This window comes from Stenotrophomonas sp. CFBP 13724 (genome assembly GCF_014841975.1).
Taxonomy (GTDB): domain Bacteria; phylum Pseudomonadota; class Gammaproteobacteria; order Xanthomonadales; family Xanthomonadaceae; genus Stenotrophomonas; species Stenotrophomonas lacuserhaii.
In genome coordinates this window covers 1,581,800-1,602,811 of record NZ_JACYUW010000001.1, presented here as the reverse complement: position 1 = coordinate 1,602,811, position 21,012 = coordinate 1,581,800, and the positions used below count along the sequence as shown (strand labels likewise).

The 21,012-nt window shown below is 67.2% G+C and carries 16 protein-coding genes, 7 tRNA genes and 1 pseudogene; 11 read left to right on the top strand and 13 right to left on the bottom strand.

From position 1 onward, the window contains the following. The first annotated feature begins 151 nt into the window (after nucleotides 1-151). From IFT63_RS06975 to IFT63_RS06965, 3 genes are all read left to right on the top strand, one after another. Nucleotides 152-2,527 (top strand): Tex family protein, encoded by a 2,376-nt coding sequence (locus tag IFT63_RS06975; protein WP_192083639.1) that lies wholly within the window; start codon nucleotides 152-154, stop codon nucleotides 2,525-2,527. A 229-nt stretch (nucleotides 2,528-2,756) separates the two neighbouring features. Further along, on the top strand, nucleotides 2,757-4,931 hold the full coding sequence (locus IFT63_RS06970) for a PAS domain S-box protein (protein ID WP_342450488.1): 2,175 nt from the start codon (nucleotides 2,757-2,759) through the stop codon (nucleotides 4,929-4,931). Nucleotides 4,932-5,029: 98 nt separating this feature from the next. Beyond that, nucleotides 5,030-5,224, top strand: a complete 195-nt coding sequence (locus tag IFT63_RS06965; protein ID WP_152620645.1) for a hypothetical protein — start codon at nucleotides 5,030-5,032, stop codon at nucleotides 5,222-5,224. A 41-nt stretch (nucleotides 5,225-5,265) separates the two neighbouring features. Here the strand turns inward: IFT63_RS06965 and IFT63_RS06960 are convergent. The 9 genes and pseudogenes from IFT63_RS06960 to IFT63_RS17545 all read right to left on the bottom strand — a co-directional run. Beyond that, nucleotides 5,266-5,351, bottom strand: a tRNA-Leu gene (locus IFT63_RS06960). Nucleotides 5,352-5,397: 46 nt separating this feature from the next. Next, nucleotides 5,398-6,345, bottom strand: coding sequence for an SOS response-associated peptidase family protein (locus IFT63_RS06955; protein ID WP_042613928.1), 948 nt, complete (start codon nucleotides 6,343-6,345; stop codon nucleotides 5,398-5,400). Between the two features lie 57 nt (nucleotides 6,346-6,402). Continuing rightward, nucleotides 6,403-6,478 (bottom strand) — tRNA-Glu (locus IFT63_RS06950). A gap of 49 nt (nucleotides 6,479-6,527) precedes the next feature. After that, a tRNA-Ala gene (locus IFT63_RS06945) sits at nucleotides 6,528-6,603 on the bottom strand. A 44-nt stretch (nucleotides 6,604-6,647) separates the two neighbouring features. Then, nucleotides 6,648-6,723: transfer RNA gene (locus IFT63_RS06940), tRNA-Glu, on the bottom strand. A gap of 49 nt (nucleotides 6,724-6,772) precedes the next feature. Next, nucleotides 6,773-6,848, bottom strand: a tRNA-Ala gene (locus IFT63_RS06935). A gap of 181 nt (nucleotides 6,849-7,029) precedes the next feature. Continuing rightward, nucleotides 7,030-7,105 (bottom strand) — tRNA-Glu (locus IFT63_RS06930). Between the two features lie 52 nt (nucleotides 7,106-7,157). After that, a tRNA-Ala gene (locus IFT63_RS06925) sits at nucleotides 7,158-7,233 on the bottom strand. A 167-nt stretch (nucleotides 7,234-7,400) separates the two neighbouring features. Beyond that, nucleotides 7,401-7,616: pseudogene (locus IFT63_RS17545) on the bottom strand (heavy metal-responsive transcriptional regulator); the annotation flags it as partial. A gap of 196 nt (nucleotides 7,617-7,812) precedes the next feature. Between IFT63_RS17545 and IFT63_RS06920 the strand changes: the two are divergent. From IFT63_RS06920 to dsbG, 3 genes are all read left to right on the top strand, one after another. Further along, nucleotides 7,813-8,856, top strand: a complete 1,044-nt coding sequence (locus IFT63_RS06920) for a helix-turn-helix domain-containing protein (protein ID WP_042613929.1) — start codon at nucleotides 7,813-7,815, stop codon at nucleotides 8,854-8,856. Nucleotides 8,857-8,956: 100 nt separating this feature from the next. After that, nucleotides 8,957-9,754, top strand: a complete 798-nt coding sequence (locus IFT63_RS06915) for a TlpA disulfide reductase family protein (protein WP_320504458.1) — start codon at nucleotides 8,957-8,959, stop codon at nucleotides 9,752-9,754. A gap of 29 nt (nucleotides 9,755-9,783) precedes the next feature. Then, entirely contained in the window at nucleotides 9,784-10,620 is an 837-nt protein-coding gene (gene dsbG, locus IFT63_RS06910) for a thiol:disulfide interchange protein DsbG (protein WP_192083638.1), read from the top strand. A gap of 559 nt (nucleotides 10,621-11,179) precedes the next feature. On the opposite strand, the gene IFT63_RS06905 is transcribed toward dsbG, so the two are convergent. After that, nucleotides 11,180-11,686 (bottom strand): hypothetical protein, encoded by a 507-nt coding sequence (locus tag IFT63_RS06905; protein ID WP_042613932.1) that lies wholly within the window; start codon nucleotides 11,684-11,686, stop codon nucleotides 11,180-11,182. 316 nt (nucleotides 11,687-12,002) lie between these two features. Here IFT63_RS06905 and IFT63_RS06900 point away from each other — a divergent pair, with 316 nt between their 5' ends. Beyond that, a complete protein-coding gene (locus IFT63_RS06900) occupies nucleotides 12,003-14,789 on the top strand; it encodes a glycoside hydrolase family 3 C-terminal domain-containing protein (RefSeq protein WP_192083637.1) in 2,787 nt (928 codons plus the stop codon). A gap of 83 nt (nucleotides 14,790-14,872) precedes the next feature. On the opposite strand, the gene IFT63_RS06895 is transcribed toward IFT63_RS06900, so the two are convergent. Further along, nucleotides 14,873-15,958 (bottom strand): alkene reductase, encoded by a 1,086-nt coding sequence (locus IFT63_RS06895; RefSeq protein WP_235306056.1) that lies wholly within the window; start codon nucleotides 15,956-15,958, stop codon nucleotides 14,873-14,875. A gap of 193 nt (nucleotides 15,959-16,151) precedes the next feature. Here IFT63_RS06895 and IFT63_RS06890 point away from each other — a divergent pair, with 193 nt between their 5' ends. The 3 genes from IFT63_RS06890 (at nucleotide 16,152) to lldD (ending at nucleotide 18,630) form a co-directional block, all read left to right on the top strand. Beyond that, nucleotides 16,152-16,910, top strand: a complete 759-nt coding sequence (locus IFT63_RS06890) for an SDR family NAD(P)-dependent oxidoreductase (RefSeq protein WP_042613934.1) — start codon at nucleotides 16,152-16,154, stop codon at nucleotides 16,908-16,910. 70 nt (nucleotides 16,911-16,980) lie between these two features. Beyond that, the gene (locus IFT63_RS06885; RefSeq protein WP_192083636.1) at nucleotides 16,981-17,430 is read left to right on the top strand and encodes an MgtC/SapB family protein; all 450 of its coding nucleotides are present in this window, start codon (nucleotides 16,981-16,983) and stop codon (nucleotides 17,428-17,430) included. Between the two features lie 60 nt (nucleotides 17,431-17,490). Then, nucleotides 17,491-18,630, top strand: a complete 1,140-nt coding sequence (gene lldD, locus IFT63_RS06880) for an FMN-dependent L-lactate dehydrogenase LldD (protein ID WP_042613936.1) — start codon at nucleotides 17,491-17,493, stop codon at nucleotides 18,628-18,630. 19 nt (nucleotides 18,631-18,649) lie between these two features. Here the strand turns inward: lldD and IFT63_RS06875 are convergent, their stop codons facing one another. Continuing rightward, a complete protein-coding gene (locus IFT63_RS06875) occupies nucleotides 18,650-18,952 on the bottom strand; it encodes an I78 family peptidase inhibitor (protein WP_052811968.1) in 303 nt (100 codons plus the stop codon). 71 nt (nucleotides 18,953-19,023) lie between these two features. Further along, nucleotides 19,024-19,653, bottom strand: coding sequence for a hypothetical protein (locus IFT63_RS06870; RefSeq protein ID WP_192083635.1), 630 nt, complete (start codon nucleotides 19,651-19,653; stop codon nucleotides 19,024-19,026). Nucleotides 19,654-19,821: 168 nt separating this feature from the next. On the opposite strand from IFT63_RS06870, the gene IFT63_RS06865 reads away from it, so the two are divergent. Then, nucleotides 19,822-21,003 (top strand): amidohydrolase family protein, encoded by a 1,182-nt coding sequence (locus tag IFT63_RS06865; protein ID WP_192083634.1) that lies wholly within the window; start codon nucleotides 19,822-19,824, stop codon nucleotides 21,001-21,003. Nucleotides 21,004-21,012 lie beyond the last annotated feature (9 nt).

Here is a 21,012-nt window from a genome sequence, read left to right as displayed (position 1 = left end):
GCGTGTCCGCGCCGACATCCCAGCCTCACGCAAGGATGTCGGCGCCGGCAGGATTCCTGCCCCGTCTCCGACGCCGCTGTCAACGCCTTCCCGTGCCAGCCGTGCGCGGCCAGAATGGGATCTTTCCGCTTCAAGGCCACGGCCGGACGCAATGTCAGATACCAAGCTTGCCCAGCAGATCGCCCAGACCATCGCCGATGAAATCGGTGCCCAGTCTGCCCAGGCGCGCGCCGCCATCGCCCTGTTGGACGAGGGTGCCAGCGTTCCGTTCATCGCGCGCTACCGCAAGGAAGTCACCGGCGGGCTGGACGACACCCAGCTGCGCAACCTCGAATCGCGCCTGACCTATCTGCGCGAACTGGAAGACCGCCGCGCCGCAGTGCTGTCCAGCATCGACGAGCAGGGCAAGCTGACCGACGAACTGCGCAGTGACATCCTGGCCGCTGACACCAAGAGCCGGCTGGAAGACCTGTACCTGCCGTACAAGACCAAGCGCCGCACGCGTGCGCAGATCGCCCGGGAGGCCGGCCTGGAGCCGCTCGCCGACGGCCTGCTGGCCGACCCGACACGCGATCCGAAAGTGTTCGCCGAAACCTTCGTCGATGCCGAAAAGGGCGTGGCCGATGCCAAGGCGGCGCTGGAAGGTGCACGCGCGATCCTGATGGAGCGTTGGGGCGAGGATGCCGCGCTGGTGGGCGAACTGCGCAGCTGGCTGTCCGAGAACGGCGTGATCCGCGCCCGCGTGGCCGAAGGCAAGGAGAACGAAGGCGCCAAGTACCGCGATTATTTCGAGCATGCCGAAGCGCTGGCGAAGATTCCCTCGCACCGGCTGCTGGCGCTGTTCCGCGCGCGCCGCGAGGAAATCCTGCACCTGGAACTGGATCCGGGCACCGATGCCGAGGCCGGGCATCAGTACGGCGAAGGGCGTGTCGCGTTCAGGGCCGGCATCAGCGACAAGGGCCGTGCGGCTGATCGCTGGCTGCTCGATGCCTGCCGTCTGACCTGGCGCGCCAAACTGCACATGCACCTGCTGCTGGACCTGTTCAACCAGGCCCGCGAAAAGGCCGAAGCCGAAGCGATCACGGTGTTTGGTGACAACCTGAAAGACCTGCTGCTGGCCGCGCCAGCCGGGCCGAAAACAGTGCTCGGGCTGGATCCGGGCATCCGCACCGGCTGCAAGGTGGCGGTGGTGGATGGCACCGGCAAGCTGGTGGCCACCGATACCATCTATCCGCATGAGCCGCGCCGGCAGTGGGAGCAGTCGCTGCAGTCGCTCAAGCACCTTTGCCTGAAGCACAACGTGGAACTGATCGCGATCGGAAACGGTACCGCCAGCCGCGAAACCGACAAACTGGCCGGTGAGGTGATCACGGCCGTGGGCAGCACCACGTTGCAGAAGATCGTGGTCAGTGAAGCCGGCGCGTCGGTGTACTCGGCATCGGAGTTCGCGGCCAGGGAGTTTCCGGACCTGGACGTGTCGATCCGTGGCGCGGTGTCCATCGCGCGCCGCCTGCAGGACCCGCTGGCCGAGCTGGTGAAGATCGAACCGAAGGCCATCGGCGTCGGCCAGTACCAGCACGACGTGGACCAGTACCGCTTGGCGCGCGCGCTGGAAGCGCGCGTGGAAGACTGTGTCAACGCGGTCGGCGTGCACGTCAACACCGCCTCTGCCGCACTGCTGGCGCGGGTGTCCGGGCTGTCCTCCACCGTGGCCGAGAACATCGTGCGGCACCGCGACGACAACGGACCGTTCAAGCGCCGCAAGGACCTGCTCAAGGTGCCGCGACTGGGCGAGAAGACCTTTGAACAATGCGCCGGCTTCCTGCGCATCGCCGATGGCGACCAGCCGCTGGATGCTTCCTCGGTGCATCCGGAAGCCTATCCAGTGGTGGAGCGCATCGTGGCCGCCACCGCGCGCCCGATCAAGGCGCTGATCGGCGATGGCAGCTTCCTGCGCGGGCTGAAGGCCGAGCAGTTCACCGACGAAACGTTCGGCGTGCCGACCGTGCGCGACATCCTGAAGGAGCTGGAAAAGCCCGGCCGCGATCCGCGCCCGGAGTTCAAGGCCGCGCGCTTCGCCGACGGCGTGGAGGACATCAAGGACCTGCGCGAAGGGATGATCCTGGAAGGTGTGGTGAGCAACGTGGCAGCGTTCGGCGCGTTCGTCGACATCGGCGTGCACCAGGACGGCCTGGTGCACATCTCGGCGCTGTCGGACACCTTCGTCAAGGATCCGCGCGACGTGGTCAAGGCCGGTGACATCGTCAAGGTGAAGGTGCTGGAGGTGGACGTGGCGCGCAAGCGCATCGCTCTGACCCGCCGCCTGGACGATACGCCGGGGCAATCCACCAGCCGCCCGGGCGCGCGCGAAGAGCGTCCAGGTGCGGGCAACCCGGCGCGCCGCGACGGTGGCGGCCGCAGTCCGGGCCAGGCGCGGGGCAATGGCGGCGGCGGGCGTCCTGGCAGCACGGCGGCCCCGGCCAACAACGCGCTGGCCGACGCGTTCGCCCGCGCCAAGCGCAGCTGAGGCAGGGCCGACAGGCCGGTCCGGAGCGTCCGGCCCAGCCTTTTCCGGCAACCTGAGACGGGGGGGCTTACGCAGCGCCCCGTGATTGCGCACACTGGGGGATGAGGGGGCCGATGAGGCCCGGGCCAGATGCCGGGAGGGCCATGGAGGTCAGTTCTGCAGGCGTATCGACCAGGTCCCCGTGCGCAGGCACGCGGCAGGCCTGCGCGTGGGTGCGCGCGGTGCGCCGGTGAACGACCTGTCCGCCCGTCCTCCCGTTGATCTGCAGGCGCAGCTGGAGCAGGCGCTTGAGCAGGTCCGCCGGCTGCGCATGATCATCGATGGCAGCGCGGCGGGTACCTGGGAGTGGAATCCGCCGACCGGCCACATGCAGGTCAACGCGCGCTGGGCCGAGATCGTCGGTTACACGCTGGAGGAGCTGCAGCCGATCTCCTCCGATACCTTCGAGCGTCTGGTCCATCCCGATGACCTGCAGCGTTCCGATGTCCAGCTGCAGGCGCACTTTGCCGGCAAGACGCCGTTCTACGAGTGCCTGGTGCGGATGCGCCACCGCAATGGCCACTGGGTATGGGTGCAGGACCGCGGCCGGGTCTGCGAATGGGATGCGGACGGCGCGCCGCTGTGGATGGCCGGCGCGCACGCCGATGTGACGGATCTGCAACAGGCACGCCAGGACGTGGCGGCTGCGCGCCAGCGGCTGCAGTCGATCGTCGATTCATCCGATGAAGTTGCGGTGATCGTCACCGATGAGCAGGGCTCGATCACGCTGTTCAATTCCGGTGCCGAACGCCTGCTGGGCTACCGTGCCGATGAAGTGGTGGGCGTCGCCAGCCCGGCGCTGTTCCACCAGGGCGAAGAAGTAGACGCGTTCCTGCTGACCCTGCCGGCCGACGAAGCGAGAGGAGGGGACCTGTTTTCGATACTCAGCGCGCGGGCACGCGAGCACACCTTTTCACGGCAGTGGACCTTCCTGCGCAAGGATGGCCAGCCCCGCCAGGTGCGGCTGTCGATCAGTGCGCTGGCCGACGCACGAGGGGAGGTCACCGGCTTCGTCGGCATGGCCACCGACATCACCGAAGTGTTGCAGGCCCGCGCCGAGGCACGCCTGGCGGAAGAGAAATTCGCCGGTGCGTTCACCAGCGCGGCGCTGGGCATGGCACTGGTGTCGCTGGAAGGGCGCTGGCTGGACGTCAACGATGCGCTGTGCCGGATCATGGGCTATTCGCGCAATGAACTGCTGCAGGTCGATTTCCAGCGCCTGACCCACCCCGACGACCTGGATACCGACCTGGCCATGGTGCAGGGCCTGCTGCGCGGCGAGCGCGCGCATTATCATCTGGAGAAGCGCTACATCGGCCGCGAGGGCAACGTCATCTGGACGCGTCTTTCGGTTTCGCTGGTGCGCAGCGAACAAGGCGATCCGCTGCATTTCGTATCGCAGATCCAGGATGTGACCGCCCAGCACGCCAGCGAACAACGCCTGCTGCAGGCCGAGCAGCGCAGCCGGATCACCCTGGATGCGGTGACCGACCTGGTGCTCAGCGTGGACCTGGACGGGCGCATCGAACATGCCAACGCGGCTGCGGTGCGTGCGCTGGGCGGGCCGCAGGGCGCCCCGCTGCACGGCCGCCACGTGGGGGAGATGATGCAGCTGACCACCGAATATGCACCGCTTTCCCCGTTGGACATCTCCGTGCTGCTGGATCCGGAAAGCAACGCAGTGGACCTGCATTCGGACCTGCTGCTGGTGCAGGACGGGGAGAACATGCCGGTGGATGTCTCCCAGGCCTGGCTGCATGATGATGCCGGCGCGCTGCGCGGTGCGGTGTGGGTGATACGCGATGTGACCCAGCTGCGCGCGCGGCAACGCGAGGCGCGGCAGCTGGCCGAGATGGATCCGCTGACCGACCTGGTCAACCGGCGCGGTTTCGAGGCGCATCTGCAGCAGGCGATTGCCCATGTGGACCGCACCGGGCAGGCCGCCTCGCTGATGTTCATCGATCTGGACCAGTTCAAGCCGGTCAACGATACGTGGGGGCATCTGGCCGGCGATGCGGTGCTGTGGGCGGTGGCCAACGTGCTGCGCCATGGCGTGCGTGATTCGGACGTGGTGGCTCGGCTGGGTGGCGACGAATTCGCAGTGATCCTGGCGGGTTGTTCGCTGCGCCGGGCGCGGCGGATCGCCGGCGAGCTGCTGCATACCATCGGCGGGCTGTCCATCCCGTGGCAGCAGCACCGCATCAAGGTCGGGGTGAGCATCGGCATCGCCTCGATCAACACCGGGATGAGCGTGGACGAGGCGGTGGCCGCCGCCGATGTGCAGTGCTATCGGGCCAAGGCGGCCGGACGCAACAACGTGCAGTCCGAACCGATGGGCCTGGCTTCGCCAGCGGAAGGTGACTGATCGGTGCGTGAAGGTCTCAGCCGGTGAGAGCGGGGCAGGGGACACTGCCTGCACCTTCAGACACACCGGGGAACGACATGGCAGGTTGGGATCGGGAAGTGCTTCGTGCATATGGGCCGGCGGCAGCAGCGTGGATGGCCGCCGTGCTGGGTTGGCTGTTGCTTGAGCAGGTGCAGGGCGCGGCGCTGCACGTGGAACTGGCCAGCGTGCTGCGCTGGGCGGTGGTGGCGCTGTTGGGGGCCACGCTGGCACATGGCGGCTGGGTGAGCTGGCGGTTGTGGCGGAGAGCGTGACAAAAAAAAAGCCAGGCACGTGGCCTGGCTTTTTGTATTTCTGGTGCCGGTGAAAGGACTCGAACCTTCATGGGGTCACCCCCGGCTGATTTTGAGTCAGCTGCGTATACCATTCCGCCACACCGGCAGCGTGGCCGCGTAGTGTAAACAAAACCGCGCGCCACGGGTAGGCCTCAAGCCGCTTCGCTCCAGGCATATTCGATATCTTCGCGGTCATCCAGGATCCGGTACTGCGCGGCCAGGTCGCTGGGGTCCGGGTTCAGCCACGCATCCAGGTGGGCTTCGCGGATCGGCACGATGCCGCGGTCGTGGCCGGTGGCGGCGACATCGCGCGGCGGCTCGTCGGTGACCGCCGCAAACGACAGCAGGCGGCCTTCGGGGCCTTCCCACTCCGCCCACAGGCAGGCGATCAGCAGGTCGCGGCGTGGCTGCGGCTGGAACTCCAGCACCACGTCGCTGTCGTCGTCGGCGGCCTGCAGCGGCAGTCCCTTGCGCGGCACGTGTTCGTAGAACGACTGCACCACCACCACGCCGTGGCGATGGCCGAAGGCGCCGCGCCAGTAGCTTTCCAGGCTGTCGCGGCGCGCATTGTAGGTGCCCGGATACAGCACGTCGTTGCGCGCTGGCTTGTCCGGCAGGCGGCACTGGTAGCGCATCGGCTTGATCACCCGCCGGCCGTCTTCGGCCACGATCACCGGGGCGTACGTGCCGGGGAAAATGCGATTGTCGCGCGGCAGCTGCTGGCTGCGCTGCAGGTCATCCAGGCGCGTCTGGGCGCGTTCGATGCGGTTGCCGGCGATACGCAGTTCATTGCGCGCCTTCTGCGTGGGCTTGCTCGCCACGGCGGCCTGGGCGAGGGTGCGACGCTCGTGCTGACGGCGCAGTTCACCTTCCAGTTCGGACTGTTCCTGCGCATGCCATTGCTGGATCATCGCCACGATATCGCGGCCAGCGTCGGTGCGTGCGCCGCGGAATCCGTCGTCCATCGCCTTCGGCGTTTTCGGCCGCTTCTTGGCCGGGTCGAAGGTGTACAGGCGGGAGAATTCCTCCAGCGACATCGTCGCGCCGTAATGGCGGACCAGCTTGGCGTAGTCGGCGCGGATCTGGGCGGAATAGCACATGGGGCCAGCTTAACGCAGGAAAAGAAAAACCCGGCCGAAGCCGGGTTTTTGCAGAATTGGCGTCCCCACGGGGATTCGAACCCCGGTCGCCACCGTGAAAGGGTGATGTCCTAGGCCTCTAGACGATGGGGACGCACGAAAACCTGAGTTGTACTGCTATCCAGACGGCCTAATGCCTGGAGTGGTGGAGCCAAGCGGGATCGAACCGCTGACCTCCTGCATGCCATGCAGGCGCTCTCCCAGCTGAGCTATGGCCCCATTGAAACCCGGTTGCCTGATGGGTCAGGCTTCCGTTTTGAAACTGGCGTCCCCACGGGGATTCGAACCCCGGTCGCCACCGTGAAAGGGTGATGTCCTAGGCCTCTAGACGATGGGGACGCACGAAAAACTTCAAGTTGTAGAACCTTCGACGGCCTATTGTCGAAAGTGGTGGAGCCAAGCGGGATCGAACCGCTGACCTCCTGCATGCCATGCAGGCGCTCTCCCAGCTGAGCTATGGCCCCGTGTAACCGAGCCGCCTATCATACCGGCTTATTCACGTTTGTGGAAGCTTTTTTGAAGCTTCCCGGCAATTGAAGGATACACCCACCGAAGTGAAGACCCGACAAGCGCCACGCCCGTGAAGGCCGAAGGCGATGAACAAAAAAGACCCGGTTTCGGCCGGGTCCCGGTTGTTCAGATGAGTGGCGTCCCCACGGGGATTCGAACCCCGGTCGCCACCGTGAAAGGGTGATGTCCTAGGCCTCTAGACGATGGGGACGCATTGCTCATCAATTTATTCGCGACCTTCCGACGGCCTAATGCCGAAAGTTTGGTGGAGCCAAGCGGGATCGAACCGCTGACCTCCTGCATGCCATGCAGGCGCTCTCCCAGCTGAGCTATGGCCCCACGTCGCTGAGGTGCGAAATCATAGCGATGGGTACTGGGGTTGGCAAGCATTTATTGCAGTTTTCTGCATGCCGAGCCAGACGCCCGGAAGCGGCTGTGAACGCGGCCCAAGTGCGTTGCTGATCACCGATACCGAACCCAGGCCCATCGCCACCGCCGCGTCCGGCCGAAAGCATCAGCAGCTCGCCTGTTTTTTCCAGGCGAAAGCCCAGCGCCTTGTCGCGGCGGATGAAACGCAGCCGCTGCACGTGTCTTCGTCAAATAGCCGATAGCCAACAGCCGGCAGCCGAGCGGCGGTCGGTCGGTAACAGCTGTTGCCGCTCCTGATAGCGAACGGTATCGATAGGCACCCCGGCAAGGCGTACGGGTTGACCCCTGTTCATGGCGCCCACCGAGTGTGACCACCATCAACCCTTGAGTGAGGTCTAGAGTCACTAGCCTCTGAAAAGCAAGGCTTCTGACGCAGTTTGCAGCTTTCTTCATAGCCTCGGCCTGTACGCGATTCCTAACCTGCAGCCACCGAAGGGCCACGCCGTCAATGGCGGCGGCTCTGTTCGCGGGAGGCAAGAGGAGGAGCTGATGGACGCAAACAAGAACGAGCTGACTGAAATCGCAGTAGTGGAATACCCGGGTGCTGACCCCTCCGCTGCGTCGATGCTGGCCGAGATGGCGCATGTCGGAAACCGGCTGGCGCAGCAACAGGGCCGGCATACGGCACGCATTCTGGTGTCGCGCTGGATCATGGCCAGCGATGGCGGCGGGCCACAGCGGGTCGCCGGTGCGGAGATGCTGGATGCGACCGTGCCTGCGATCATCGCCCTGCCTGGGCAGGTCAGCCAGAACGGACAGATCCGTGACGAGGCCGTGCTGCTGGACTGGTTGAGCGCCCACTATGACGGCGGAAGCCTGATGGCGGCGGTAAATGACGGAATCGGCGTGTTGTCACGCGCCGGATTGCTGGCTGGCCGGACGGTTGCCAGCGTGGACGCCACCCGCTTCCCGGGGCTGTCATCGCAGAGTGGAAGCTGGGTTCCCAGCGAACGGTTGCTGGTAGACGACGGCGACCTGCTGACCGTTACCGGTTCCCAGGCCTGGCGCTTCCTTGCCCTGCGCCTGCTTTACCGGGTGCATGGCCAGGGCGTGATGGCGGCGGTGGCTCACCAGCAGGGCATCGTGGTGCCTGCCGGCATCCAGCAGGATCTGGAGCGCTTCAGTGCCAACTTCGCCCATGGCGATCGCGACGTGCTGAAGGCGCAGCGCTGGCTGCATACCACGGCCGCACGCGGGGCCACCCTGGGGGCCATCTGCCAGGCCTCGGGACTGGAGCCGCGCACGCTGCAGCGTCGCTTCCTGAAGGCAACCGGGTTGCGCCCGATCGAGTATTGCCAGCGGCTGCGCATCGCCAAGGCGCAGCTGCTGCTGCAACTGGGCGGGGCCATCGATGAAGTGGCCTGGGGCGTCGGCTATGCGGACCAGAGCGCATTCCGCCGCCTGTTCCTGCGCATCGTCGGCATGACCCCGGCAACGTACCGGCGGATGGTGGCAGGCAAGCAGCGCGCCGCGCAGTCAGGCCCGTCGCCGATGGGTAGTCCGTTCCGACCGGTCGACCGGCACGCTGCCTGAATGGACACCTGTCCTGTGGCTTGCTGCGGCCGCGATGGTGAACGACCCTCGTTCCTGTTGAGCCTGCCGGACGGGATCCGTTGATGACACACCTGTGATGATGAGCCTGGGACCAGTGCCACTGCCGGTGGCACTGGCCATCTCTTTCCTGCTGCTGGCGCTGCTGGTCGCGCGCCTGTGGCCACGCCCGCCCGGCGTGGCATGGCGGCCCGCCACCGCCTTGCTGGTGGACATGTTCCTGCTGGGGCTGCTGGCCGCACGGGTGTTGTTCGTACTGCGCGCCGCACCGTTGTATCTGGCCGATCCCGGGTCGATCCTGCGCATCGGTGATGGCGGCTTTGACCCCATCGGATTCTTCGCCTGTGCCGCTGGCTGGGGCGCGTGGAAGCTGCGTCGGCACCCTGCGCTGCGCCCGGCCGTCGTTGCTGCCGCGCTGTTCGCCACGGCGGGTTGGTGGGGTGCCGCCGCTGGCCTGCAGCATTGGCAGGCAGGGCAGGTCAGCCTGCCGGCGATGGTGCTGCACGACCTGGGCGGCCAACCGGTTGCATTGGCCGCAGGGCAGGGCAGCCCGGTTGTGGTGAACCTGTGGGCCAGCTGGTGCGGGCCGTGCATCCGCGAGATGCCGGTATTGGCAGCGGCGCAGCGCGCGCACCCGCACGTGCGTTTCCTGTTCGTGAACCAGGGCGAGGATGCGGAGACGGTTCAGGAATTCCTGCGCGTGCATGCGCCTGGCCTGCAGGGCGTGCTGCTGGATGAGCCGGCCCGCACGGGTGAGGCGATGGGCGTGCAGGCCTATCCGAGTACCCTGTTCTTCGACCGCGAAGGCCAGCTTCGCGAACTGCACCTGGGCGAACTGACCGCTGCAGGCCTCGAGCACAAACTGCGCCGGCTGCGGTAGCCTGCGCGGGCATTCAATCAGGAGTTGTCATGCTTTCCACGTATCTGCGCGCCGCACCAGCGGCGCTGGTGTTGCCGATCCTGCTGGCGGTGTCCGGCTGTGGCCAGGCGCAGGCGCCGAAAAACGCGGCTCAGGCAACGCCTGCCACGGCGGGTGCCAGTAAGGACGCAAGCGGTGTCCCGGCTCCGATCACGGGCCTGCAGAAGCTCGGTTTCGAAGTGGTTTCCGAGTTCGAAGCGCCTGGCGGCCTGCGCGGGTTTGCCGGTGTGGTCAATGGTCAGCAACCTGCCGCCGCTTACCTCACTCCCGATGGCAAGCATGTGGTGGTGGGCAGCCTGTTCGATGCGCAGGGCAATGACGTGGCGCGCGATCTGCTGACCGAAAAGGTGGCGGGGCCGATGACCGAGAAGATCTGGTCGCAGCTTGAATCGAGTGCCTGGGTCGCCGACGGCAAGGCCAGTGCGCCGCGCTTGGTATACACCTTCAGCGATGCCAACTGCCCTTACTGCCACAAATTCTGGGATGCGGCGCGGCCGTGGGTGGATGCCGGCAAGGTGCAACTGCGCCACATCATGGTGGGCGTGATCCGCGAAGACAGTCCGGGCAAAGCGGCGGCGATCCTGCAGGCGGCCAATCCGAGCGCTGCGCTGCTGGAGAACGAGCACGCCTTTGACCGCGGTGGCATCAAGCCGGTGGCGATCAGCGCCGATGCGTCGCGCAAGCTGGATGCGAACCAGGCGTTGATGGTCGAGATGGGTTTCCAGGGCACGCCGGGGATTCTGTTCAAGGATGCTGAAGGGCACGTGCAGCGTCGTTCGGGCCTGCCGCAGGGCAACGACCTGGAACTGATGTTCGGGCCGCGCTGATTTTGGTTTGCCGGGCCTGCGGCCCGGCACCTGCTTTTCAAGCAGGAGCAAAAGCAACGGCTGCGGGGCTGCTGGTTGGGCGGGGTGGCTGTGCAGGACACGCCGCAAGTACGTCCCTGTAGGCTCGCTTTTCGCATCCATGCGAAAAGACGGTCCTGCACAGCCACCTCGCCCCACCTTCTACAGGTTCATGGCGACCCTGGTAGCGCCGACCCATGGTCGGCGGATGGTGGGGGGAATGGGGTCTGATGGTTTCCGCCGAGCATGGCTCGGCGCTACCAGACCGCCGTGCTGTGTCGGGTGGAGGGAGCCCCTGAGTCAGGGGCGGCCGCGAAGCGGCGGGGTGTGGGTGGTGGTGAGACGGGGCCCGCGGTTTGCGTAGCAAAGCGTGGGAGCGGCAGCGCGAATGCGATGACGTGTACCCGCGCCATGGATGGCGCGAAACGAGGCCCGCAGGATGCGGCTTTTGCCGTCCCCCGACCAGCCCCACCGCCCGGCCCAGCCCAGCTGCGGCTTTCAAGCCACCCGCGAGGGGGTCCCACCCGTTCGACGAACCCGCCTACGGCGCCGAAGGCATCCCCGGCCGCACGTAGAACGACCGCCCGGTATCGTCCACGAACATCAGTTCAGGCGCGCCCTGCCACGAGGTCAGCATCGCGCCGGTATTGTTCTGGTGCTTGACCATCAGCGTGGCGCCGCGGTCCGGGTTGGCGACCACCTTGAAGACTTCGGTGGCGCCGGTAGCATCGTCCAGGGTCAGGATCGCTTCGCCGCCGACGTCTGATGTGCCATACCCGCCGCGTTCGGAACCGTCCGGGCCGAGCAGTACCAGGCCGGACAACGGGGCGGCACGCGGGCCCAGCGGCTTTCCGCCAGTGGTGGGATCGGGGACGGGGGCGCCCAGGATCAACCGCGCCTGGCCGTGCGCGTCGGTGATGACGAGCCCGCGGGCGTGCAGCACCTGGTCGGGCGATTGCGCCCCCTGCTGGCGCCAGGCGGTCCACCCGCAGGCGGCCAGGGCGACCAGGGAGAGAACGAGGGCAGTGCTGCTCAGGGCACGGGACATGGACGGATTCCTTCCTTGGATCGATCCACGACAATAGCCGATGCACGCGGCGCGCTCCAGTCGTCCATGCGACCTTCGCCGCATGCGACGGAGGTTGACAGCAACAAACCCCCTCGACCACTCTTCACCTGTTGGATTGCCTCGCAATCCAGGAGCAGGTTGTCACGCCGGACGGAGGGGTTCGTGCGCAGGCCCGCTCCTCCCCGGTCCCTGCAGCATCGCTTCGGCGAGGCCTGTATGCGGGCTAGCGCTGCTCCCTTCGGCGGCACCCTTTCCAGGACCGACTGCGCAGGCATCGGGTTTGAAACGTCTGTCGATGAAAACGATTACAAAGCAGCTCTCCCTTTCCGCCGCCATTGCGCTGGCGCTCTCCATTCCGGCCTTCGCTGCCGATACCACGCCTTCCTTCACTGTCTTGACGCTGGGCAAGGCGCCGCAGGCCGCCGATGTCGGCTCGCTGGCCACTCAATTGACGTCGGTGCAGGCCGATGTGGTGACGGTGCTGGAGGTGGAGCGTGCGGTCGGGGCGATCGATCCGCTGCAGACACTGGCTGACCAGCTTGGCTTTGCCTACCGCTTCGTCCAGGCCGACGTGGATGCCCAAGGCACTGCGCAGGGCCAGGTGATCCTCAGCCGTGTCCCGGTGCAGGCCGAGTCCGGTCCGGACCAGGTCGGCCGGGGTTATCTGCGACTGGCCGATGACCGTCATGTGGTGGCGCTGTATGCGCAGGCCGGTGCGGATGCGACGGCACTGCCGGGCCTGCTGAAGTCCTCGCGCCTGGGGGCGCCGGCGGTTCTGCTGGCGTCGCAGGCGGTGCGGGCCGACGGCTTCGCCGCCACTGCGGTGGACGGCGTGGCCAGCAACGGATTCGCAGAAGGCCGCGCCTCGACGCTTGACCTGCGCGATGGCGCGGGTCGCAAGCTGCAGGCCCAACTGCTGACCTTGCCTTATGCGCAGGGCGCGACCCCGCCGCAGCCCTGGATGGACACCACGCTGGGCGCCGATGAGCGCACCCGCCTGCTGCTGGGTGAGATGACCCAGGACGAAAAATTCCAGATGCTGCGAAGCTACTTCGGGCTGGGCAAGGACGGCGGTCCGCTGCCGGAAGGCGCGGTCGGTTCGGCCGGCTTCGTGCCCGGCGTGGCGCGGCTGGGCATCCCGGCACAGCAGTCGGCCGATGCCGGCGTAGGCGTGACCAACCCCGGCGGCATCCGCAAGGGTGACTTCGCCACCGCGATGCCATCCGGTCCGTCCACCGCGTCCAGCTGGAACCCACTGATCGCGTATGTCGGCGGCGCCACCATGGGCCGCGAAGCCTGGCAGCAGCGCTTCAACATCCTGCTTGGTGGCAGCGTCAACCTGCAGCGCGATCCGCGCAACGGGCGCAACTTCGAGTACGCCGGCGAAGATCCGCTGCTGGGTGGCGTGATCGTGGGTGAGTCGATCCGCGGCATCCAGAGCCAGCACGTGATCTCCACCATGAAGCATTACGCGCTCAACGACATGGAGACGCGGCGCAACTTCCACAGCGTGCAGATCGGCGACCAGGCGATGCACGAGTCGGACCTGCTGGCCTTCGAGATCGCCATCGAGCTCGGCAAGCCGGGTTCGGCGATGTGTTCCTACAACAAGATCAACGGCATCTACGGTTGCGAGCATCCGTACCTGATGAACCAGGTGCTGAAGCAGGAATGGAAATTCCCCGGTTTCGTGATGTCCGACTGGGGCGGCGTGCACAGCGGCTCGAAGGCGGCGCTGGCTGGCCTGGACCAGCAGTCGGCCGGTGAAGTGTTCGATGCCACCACCTTCTTCGACCAGCCGCTGCGGCTGGCCGTGGCCGGTGGCACCGTGCCGCAGGCGCGGCTGGACGACATGGTGTCGCGCATCCTGCGCACGATGTTCCTGCATGGCAACTTCGATAATCCGCCACAGCACCAGCCGATCAACGTGGAAGCCGGCTATGCCGCGGCCCAGCGCACGGTGGAGGAGGGCAGCGTGCTGCTGCGCAACGAAGGCAACCTGCTGCCGCTGGCCGACAGCGTGAAGCGCATCGTGATCATCGGTGGCCACGCCGACAAGGGCGTGATCGGCGGCGGTGGCTCGTCCATGGTGGGTGTCACCGCCAAAGGCACCAATGCAGTGCCGGGCGTAATGCCGACCACCTGGCCGGGTCCGGTGATCTTCCACCCGTCCTCGCCGCTGGAAGCGCTGCGCGCCGAGCGGCCCGATGCCCAGATCACCTATGTGGATGGCCGCAATCGGGCTGCCGCCGCGCGCGCGGCCGCCCAGGCCGATGTGGCCCTGGTGTTCGCCACGCAGTGGTCGGCCGAATCGGTAGACCTGCCGGACATGCAGCTGCCCGACCAGCAGGACGCGCTGATCAGTGCGGTGGCCAAGGCCAATCCGAAGACCGTGGTGGTGCTGGAAACCAACGGCCCGGTGCGTACGCCGTGGCTGGCGCAGGTGCCGGCGCTGCTGCAGGCGTGGTATCCGGGCATCCGCGGGGGTGAAGGCATCGCCGCACTGCTCACCGGCAAGGTCAATCCGTCCGGTCGCCTGCCGGTGACGTGGGTGGTGGACGAGTCCCAGCTGCCGCGCCCGCACGTGCCCGGGCTGGGCTTCAACCCGAAGCAGCCGGCGGTGGACATCTTCGATTTCGATATCGAAGGTGCCAACGTGGGTTACAAGTGGGCTGCAGCCAAGGGCCTGGTGCCGACCTTCGCCTTCGGCCATGGCCTGTCCTATTCCAGCTTCGCCTACGAGAACCTGCAGGTGAGCGTGGAAGGCCAGCGCCTGGTCGCCAGCGTGGACGTGCGCAACACCGGCGCGCGTGCCGGCGCCGATGTTGCCCAGCTGTACCTGAAGCTGCCACAGGGCCACACCACGCCGATCCGCCTGGTCGGTTTCGACAAGGTCAGTCTGCAGCCGGGTGAGCAGCGCCGGATCCGCATCGAAGCCGAGCCGAAGACCCTGGCTGATTTCGATCCGATCGCGCGGGAGTGGAAGATAGCCGCTGGTGACTACCAGCTGCAGCTGGGTCGCAATGCGGCCGAGCCGCTGCAGGTGGTGGATGTGCAGTTGCAGGACACCGTGGTGCGCTGATTGCGGTCAGGTAGGTGACGACCAACGGTCGTCACCTACCGGGGCGGTCGTCACCCACCAGGCAGCATGTCAGCCCGTATTGCTCACAGCGGCGGGTAATCGGTATAGCCCTTTGCGCCGCCGCCATACAGGGTGGCCTGGTCGAGCTCGGCCAGCGGTGCGTTGAGGCGCAGGCGCTCGACCAGGTCCGGATTGGCGATGAAGGCACGACCGAACGCCACCGCATCGGCATAGCCCGATGCCACTGCTGCTTCGGCACGTGCCTTGTCGTAACCGTTGTTGGCGATCCATGCGCCGCCGAAACGCGAACGCAGGGCCGCGTAGTCGAACGGGATATTGTCGCGGTCACCGCCGGTCGACCCTTCGATCACATGCACGAAGGCCAGCCCCTCGATATCGTCCAGTCGTTCCACGGCGCGTTCGAACAACGGCTGCGGATCGCTGTCGTGGGCATCACCGGCTGGTGTGGTGGGGGACAGGCGCACACCGGTGCGCGCCGCACCAATCGTGTCGGCCACTGCGCTGACCACTTCGAACAACAGGCGGGTACGGTTCTCGATGCTGCCGCCGTAGGCGTCCTCGCGCTTGTTGCTGCCGTCGCGCAGGAACTGATCGATCAGGTAGCCGTTGGCCGCATGCACTTCCACACCGTCAAAGCCCGCTTCGATGGCATTGTGCGCGGCCTTGCGGTAGTCCTCGATCAATGCCGGGATCTCGTCCAGGGCGAGCGCGCGCGGCGTGGACACGTCTTCGAAACCGTTGGCGGTGAAGGTCTTCGCATCGGCGCGGATGGCACTGGGTGCGACCGGCACCTCACCTTCCGGCAGCAGGCTGGTATGCGAGATGCGGCCGACGTGCCACAGCTGCAGCACGATCTTTCCGCCGCGGGCGTGGACTTCGTCGGTCACGGCCTTCCAGCCCTGCACCTGTGCGTTGCTGTAGATGCCCGGGGTGTCCAGGTAGCCCTGGCCCAGCGGACTGATCTGTGTCGCTTCGGCAATGATCAGCCCGGCGCTGGCGCGCTGACCGTAGTACTCGACCGCCAGCGGCGTGGGAACGCGGTCCGGCAGTGCGCGATTTCGGGTGAGCGGTGCCATCACCACCCGGTTGGCGAGGGCGATCCCGCCCAGGCGGGTTGCAGTGAACAGCACGTTGTCATCGGTTGGCATCAAGCATCCTTCGTTGGGGGAGGAGGGGTCGTTGCAGGCCCGTGGACCGAGCATAGGACCTGGGTTGTTGCAGCGGTGGGAAGGCCTGTTGCACGCGCCGTGGACGCATGATGCGGGCGCGTCACGCGGCGCGGCGTAGCGTTGCCGGTGACGGATGGACGTCCATCCAGACCCCCGCAACAGGAGTCCAGCAATGATTGATTACCAACTCAAGGGCAAGACCGCGATCGTGACCGGCGGCGTGTCCGGCATCGGCCTGGCCGTGGCGGAAATGCTTGCCGCCTCCGGTGCCGCGGTTTCGGTATGGGACCTCAAGCAGGAGGCGGTCGACGCCACCACCGAAACGCTGCGTGGCAAGGGCGCAAAGGCGCTCGGCATCGCGCTGGACGTCACCGACGAGACCGCCGTGGAAGCGGCCGTGGCGCGCACCGTGGCCGAACTTGGCAGCGTGGATATCGCGGTCAACAACGCCGGCATCGCCGGTCCGGCCGCGATCAGCGGGGACTACCCGGTGGATGGCTGGCGCAAGGTCATCGACGTGAACCTGACCAGTGTGTTCCTGTGCCAGCGCGCGCAGATCCAGGCCATGCGCAAGGCTGGCCGTGGCGGCAGCATCATCAACATGGCCTCGATCCTGGGGCAGGTGGGGTATGCCGGTTCGGTGGCCTATGCGGCGGCCAAGCACGGCGTGGTGGGGCTGACCCAGACCGCTGCCTGGGAGCATGCCGCCGACCAGATCCGCATCAACGCGGTTGGCCCCGGTTTCATCAGCACCCCGTTGCTGGAACAGATGGATCCGAAGGTACGGGCGACCCTGGAAGGCCGGCACGCACTCAAGCGCCTGGGCACTCCGGAAGAGGTCGCCGCGCTGGTGGCCTGGCTGGCCAGCGATGCCGCATCGTTCGCCACCGGCACCTACTACGCCATCGATGGCGGCTACCTGGCACAGTAAGCCATCGGTTTTCACGGTCCTCGCACGGCGTTCCGGCGACCTTCACGGTTTGATCAAGGGAAGACGTGCGATGGATTTCAGCCAGGATATCTCCCTGCTGCTGCGGGTGGCTGCGGCCATGCTGTTCGGCGGGGTCATCGGGTTCGAGCGCGAACTGGGCAAGCATGCGGCGGGACTGCGCACGCACATGCTGCTGGCCGGTGCGGCGGCGCTGATCGTCGGGCTCGGCGATTCAGTGGCCGAGCATTTCCAGCAGGACCAGTACCGGGACCTGCTGCAGGTCGATCCGATCCGCCTGATCGAGGCGGTGGTGGCGTGCGTGGGCTTCATCGCCGCCGGCACCATCATCCGCGGCACGCGCGATGGCGAAGTCAGCGGCCTGACCACCGCCAGTTCGCTGATCATGTCCGCCGCGGTCGGCATCGCAGTCGGAATCGGCGCGTACGTGATCGCCACCGGGGTGACGCTGATGTGCGTGGTAGTGCTGACCGTGATGCGCCGGGTCGAGAAGAAACTGTAATCCGGCGCATTCGCCGAAAGGCGAATTGCCTGGCGGCGCGGTTTGCGCTCACAGTCGGACATGATCATTTCCGCCTCCACCGACTACCGGGCAGCGGCGCAGCGCCGGTTGCCGCCATTCCTGTTCCATTACGTGGACGGCGGTGCCTACGCCGAACACACGTTGCGGCGCAACGTGGAGGACCTGGCCGGCATCGCGCTGCGCCAGCGCGTGCTGCGCGATATGTCCGAACTGGACTTGCAGACCGATCTGTTCGGCGAGTCGCTGGCGATGCCGGTGGCGCTGGCGCCGGTCGGCCTGACCGGCATGTTCGCCCGGCGTGGGGAAGTGCAGGCGGCACGCGCGGCGGCCAGCCGGGGGATCCCGTTCACGCTGTCCACGGTGTCGGTGTGTCCGATCGAGGAGGTGGCCCCGGCGATCAACCGGCCGATGTGGTTCCAGCTGTATGTGCTGCGCGATCGTGGCTTCATGCGCAACGCGCTGGAACGCGCCCAGGCGGCCGGGGTGACCACGCTGGTGTTCACCGTGGACATGCCGGTGCCCGGTGCGCGCTACCGCGACATGCATTCGGGGATGAGCGGACCGAACGCTGCATTGCGCCGCGCCGGCCAGGTGCTGGCGCATCCGCGCTGGGCCTGGGACGTGGGCCTGCGCGGGCGTCCGCACGACCTGGGCAACATATCGGCTTACCGCGGCGGTCCCACCGGGCTGGCCGATTACATCGGCTGGCTGGCCAGCAACTTCGATCCGTCGATCAGCTGGAAGGACCTGGAATGGATCCGCGAATTCTGGAAGGGATCGATGGTGATCAAGGGCATCCTCGACGCTGATGACGCGCGCGATGCGGTACGCTTCGGTGCCGACGGGATCGTGGTATCCAACCATGGCGGGCGCCAGTTGGATGGCGTGCTGTCGACCGCGCGCGCCTTGCCGGCCATTGCCGATGCGGTGAAGGGCGAACTGAAGATCCTCGCCGATTCGGGCATCCGCAGTGGCCTGGACGTGGTGCGCATGCTGGCGCTCGGCGCCGATGCGGTGCTGCTGGGACGGGCCTTCGTGTACGCCCTGGCCACCCATGGAGAAGCCGGGGTGGCCAACCTGCTGGACCTGGTGGCAAGGGAGATGCGGGTGGCGATGACCCTCACCGGCGCGCGTCGCATTGCCGACATCAGCCCCGAGCTGCTGGTCCGCGCGGACTGAAGTCCGCCCCGGTGCTGTGTTACTCGCAGCGCACGGCGGTGATCACGTCCTGCTTGTCGATGAAGACGCGCAGGCGATCGGTGCGCAGGTCCTTGGTGGTGATCGTGCCTGGACCGATCGGGTTGACCAGCCCGGCGCCGCTTTCGCGTGACAGCCGACGCATGTTCGCCTCGTTCGCGGGCTGGCCCACGGCCCACCCGAGCGTGCTGGCCTGGCACTGGCCGCTGCCGCGCACCTGCGGGCCCGGGCTGCTGGCACAGCCGTTCAGGGCCAGCGTGCCGAGCAGCGCGAGGGGGATCATCATGCCGTGGCGGGTGTCCATCAGTGCGCTTCCACAGGGGAGGTGGAAGCACCATAGCACCGCCCGGCGTGACGGCCACGGCAGCCGGGCGGTCAGTGCGGCAGCGCGCCCTGCAGGTAGCTTTCGATGACATAACTGAAAGGCCGCTGCGCGCCGTCGCGCAGCAGGGCACGGACTTCCAGCACGGTGGCGTCGGCACCGTCGCCGCGTGCGGGCCAGTACGTTTGATCACGCAGGGTCTGGCGCTTGAAGCCGAGCGGTGCGACGACCCGGCCGAACGGTTCGTCAGTGCCGTCGAGCACGCTGTTCATCGCCGGCGTCAGCAGCGCGGGTACGTACCAGTTGTCCGCCTCGGACAGCACGCGCGGACCACAGGCCAACTGCACGCGGCGGTAGCGCAACGGCGTGCCGGCGTCGACCTGCAGCGCCCTGCGTACGTCGTCGGGTGCATCACGCTGCACGCCCTGGACCCGTACCGCGCGGACCCGCGCCTTGTCGGCCAGCCCGTGTTCGGCGCACCAGGCTTCCAACGTGGCGGTGGCGCTGCGTCCGGCCAGCACGCGCTGGTGCAGTTCCTCCACGCGCTGTTGCGGCGTTGCGGATGCCGCCGGGGCGTCCTGTCCGGTCTGCGCATCGGCCGCGGCGAAGGCGGCCACCGGCGCTGCCGCCAGCAGCGAGGCGGCCTGCCAGCGAAGGCGGTCGGTGCGGTCGAACGGGCCCATGGATCCTGCTGTGGTGATTGCGTCAGCGCTAGTTTACCCGCTCCCGGGGTCGACCCGCTGCCGGGGCGCCCGGCAGTGGCGCGGTGGATGCCTGCAATGCAGCGATTTCATTGGTCGTCTGGCCACACCACGCCGTAAGGTCGCATGAATTCATCGAAGGAGACCCACATGACGGCCCTGCATGTACATGGCGCGGTGGATGCCGCCGGCCAGCCCCTGTCCTTCACCATCGAGCACGGACGGTTCACCCGCTTCGGTGCCAGCGTGGCGCCCGAAGCCGGCGCCGGCGAGGGGGTCGACCTGCGCGGGTATACGGTGCTGCCGGCTCTGGTCGACGGCCACATCCACCTGGACAAGAGTTTCGTTGGCGACCACTGGCGTCCCCACCAACCGGTCGCCAGCCTGCGCGAGCGTCTGGCCCAGGAGAAGCAGGCGCTGGCGGATGCCGCGCCGATGGACGTGCGCGCCGAGGCGCTGATGCGGCAGATCGTCGCACTGGGCACCGCGGCGGTGCGTTGCCACGTCGATGTCGATGCGACCACCGGCCTGCGCAACCTGCATGCGGTGCAGCAGGCGCATGCGCGCTGCGCCGACCTGCTGGACATCCAGTACGTGGCCTTCCCGCAGGCCGGGGTGATGTCCTGTGCCGGCACCGCGCAGGTGCTGCGGCAGGCAGTGGCTGAAGGGGTGCAGGTGGTGGGTGGGATCGACCCGCAGGGCCTGGATGGGGATGCCAATGGCCAGCTGGACCTGCTGTTCGACCTGGCCGACCGGCATGCCGCGCGGATCGACGTGCACCTGCACGAGCCCGGTGAGCAGGGCCTGGCGCAGCTGCTGCAGGTGTGTGCGCGTACCGAAGCGGCGGGCCTGCAGGGCAGGGTGGCGGTCAGCCATGCGTACGCCCTCGGTGAGGTGCCGCTGGCCCGTGCGCAGCAGGTGGGCGAGGCGCTTGCGCGCGCGCAGGTGGCGATCATGACCAATGCGCCGGGCGACCGGCCGTTCCCCCCCGTGGCGGCATTGCATGCACAGGGCGTGCGGCTGTTTTCCGGCAACGACAACATCCGCGACAGCTGGTGGCCGTATGGCAACGGCGACCTGCTGCAGCGTGCGATGTTGATCGGCTACCGGTCCGGCTTCCATACCGACGCCAAGCTGCAGCTGGCGCTGGACATGGTCACCACCCACGCGGCTGCGGTGCTGGGCTTGCCGGAGCACGGCCTGCAGGAGGGCTTGCCGGCGACCTTCGTGGCGGTACGCGCCGATCATGGACCGGCCGCGGTGGCGGGCGTGCCATCGGACCGGGTTTCGATGCGCCGGGGGCGCTGGATCCTGCCCCCGGCTGGCGCCTGAGCAGGCCGG

Excerpts from the sequence above, each read along its gene's own strand:
- lldD (WP_042613936.1), top strand. The coding sequence starts at position 17,491 with ATGATCATTTCCGCCTCCACCGACTACCGGGCAGCGGCGCAGCGCCGG.
- IFT63_RS06875 (WP_052811968.1), bottom strand. The coding sequence starts at position 18,952 with ATGGACACCCGCCACGGCATGATGATCCCCCTCGCGCTGCTCGGCACG.
- IFT63_RS06870 (WP_192083635.1), bottom strand. The coding sequence starts at position 19,653 with ATGGGCCCGTTCGACCGCACCGACCGCCTTCGCTGGCAGGCCGCCTCG.
- IFT63_RS06955 (WP_042613928.1), bottom strand. The coding sequence starts at position 6,345 with ATGTGCTATTCCGCCCAGATCCGCGCCGACTACGCCAAGCTGGTCCGC.
- IFT63_RS06975 (WP_192083639.1), top strand. The coding sequence starts at position 152 with ATGTCAGATACCAAGCTTGCCCAGCAGATCGCCCAGACCATCGCCGAT.
- IFT63_RS06900 (WP_192083637.1), top strand. The coding sequence starts at position 12,003 with ATGAAAACGATTACAAAGCAGCTCTCCCTTTCCGCCGCCATTGCGCTG.
- IFT63_RS06895 (WP_235306056.1), bottom strand. The coding sequence starts at position 15,958 with ATGCCAACCGATGACAACGTGCTGTTCACTGCAACCCGCCTGGGCGGG.
- IFT63_RS06920 (WP_042613929.1), top strand. The coding sequence starts at position 7,813 with ATGGACGCAAACAAGAACGAGCTGACTGAAATCGCAGTAGTGGAATAC.
- IFT63_RS06890 (WP_042613934.1), top strand. The coding sequence starts at position 16,152 with ATGATTGATTACCAACTCAAGGGCAAGACCGCGATCGTGACCGGCGGC.
- IFT63_RS06885 (WP_192083636.1), top strand. The coding sequence starts at position 16,981 with ATGGATTTCAGCCAGGATATCTCCCTGCTGCTGCGGGTGGCTGCGGCC.
- IFT63_RS06905 (WP_042613932.1), bottom strand. The coding sequence starts at position 11,686 with ATGTCCCGTGCCCTGAGCAGCACTGCCCTCGTTCTCTCCCTGGTCGCC.
- IFT63_RS06915 (WP_320504458.1), top strand. The coding sequence starts at position 8,957 with ATGAGCCTGGGACCAGTGCCACTGCCGGTGGCACTGGCCATCTCTTTC.
- dsbG (WP_192083638.1), top strand. The coding sequence starts at position 9,784 with ATGCTTTCCACGTATCTGCGCGCCGCACCAGCGGCGCTGGTGTTGCCG.
- IFT63_RS06865 (WP_192083634.1), top strand. The coding sequence starts at position 19,822 with ATGACGGCCCTGCATGTACATGGCGCGGTGGATGCCGCCGGCCAGCCC.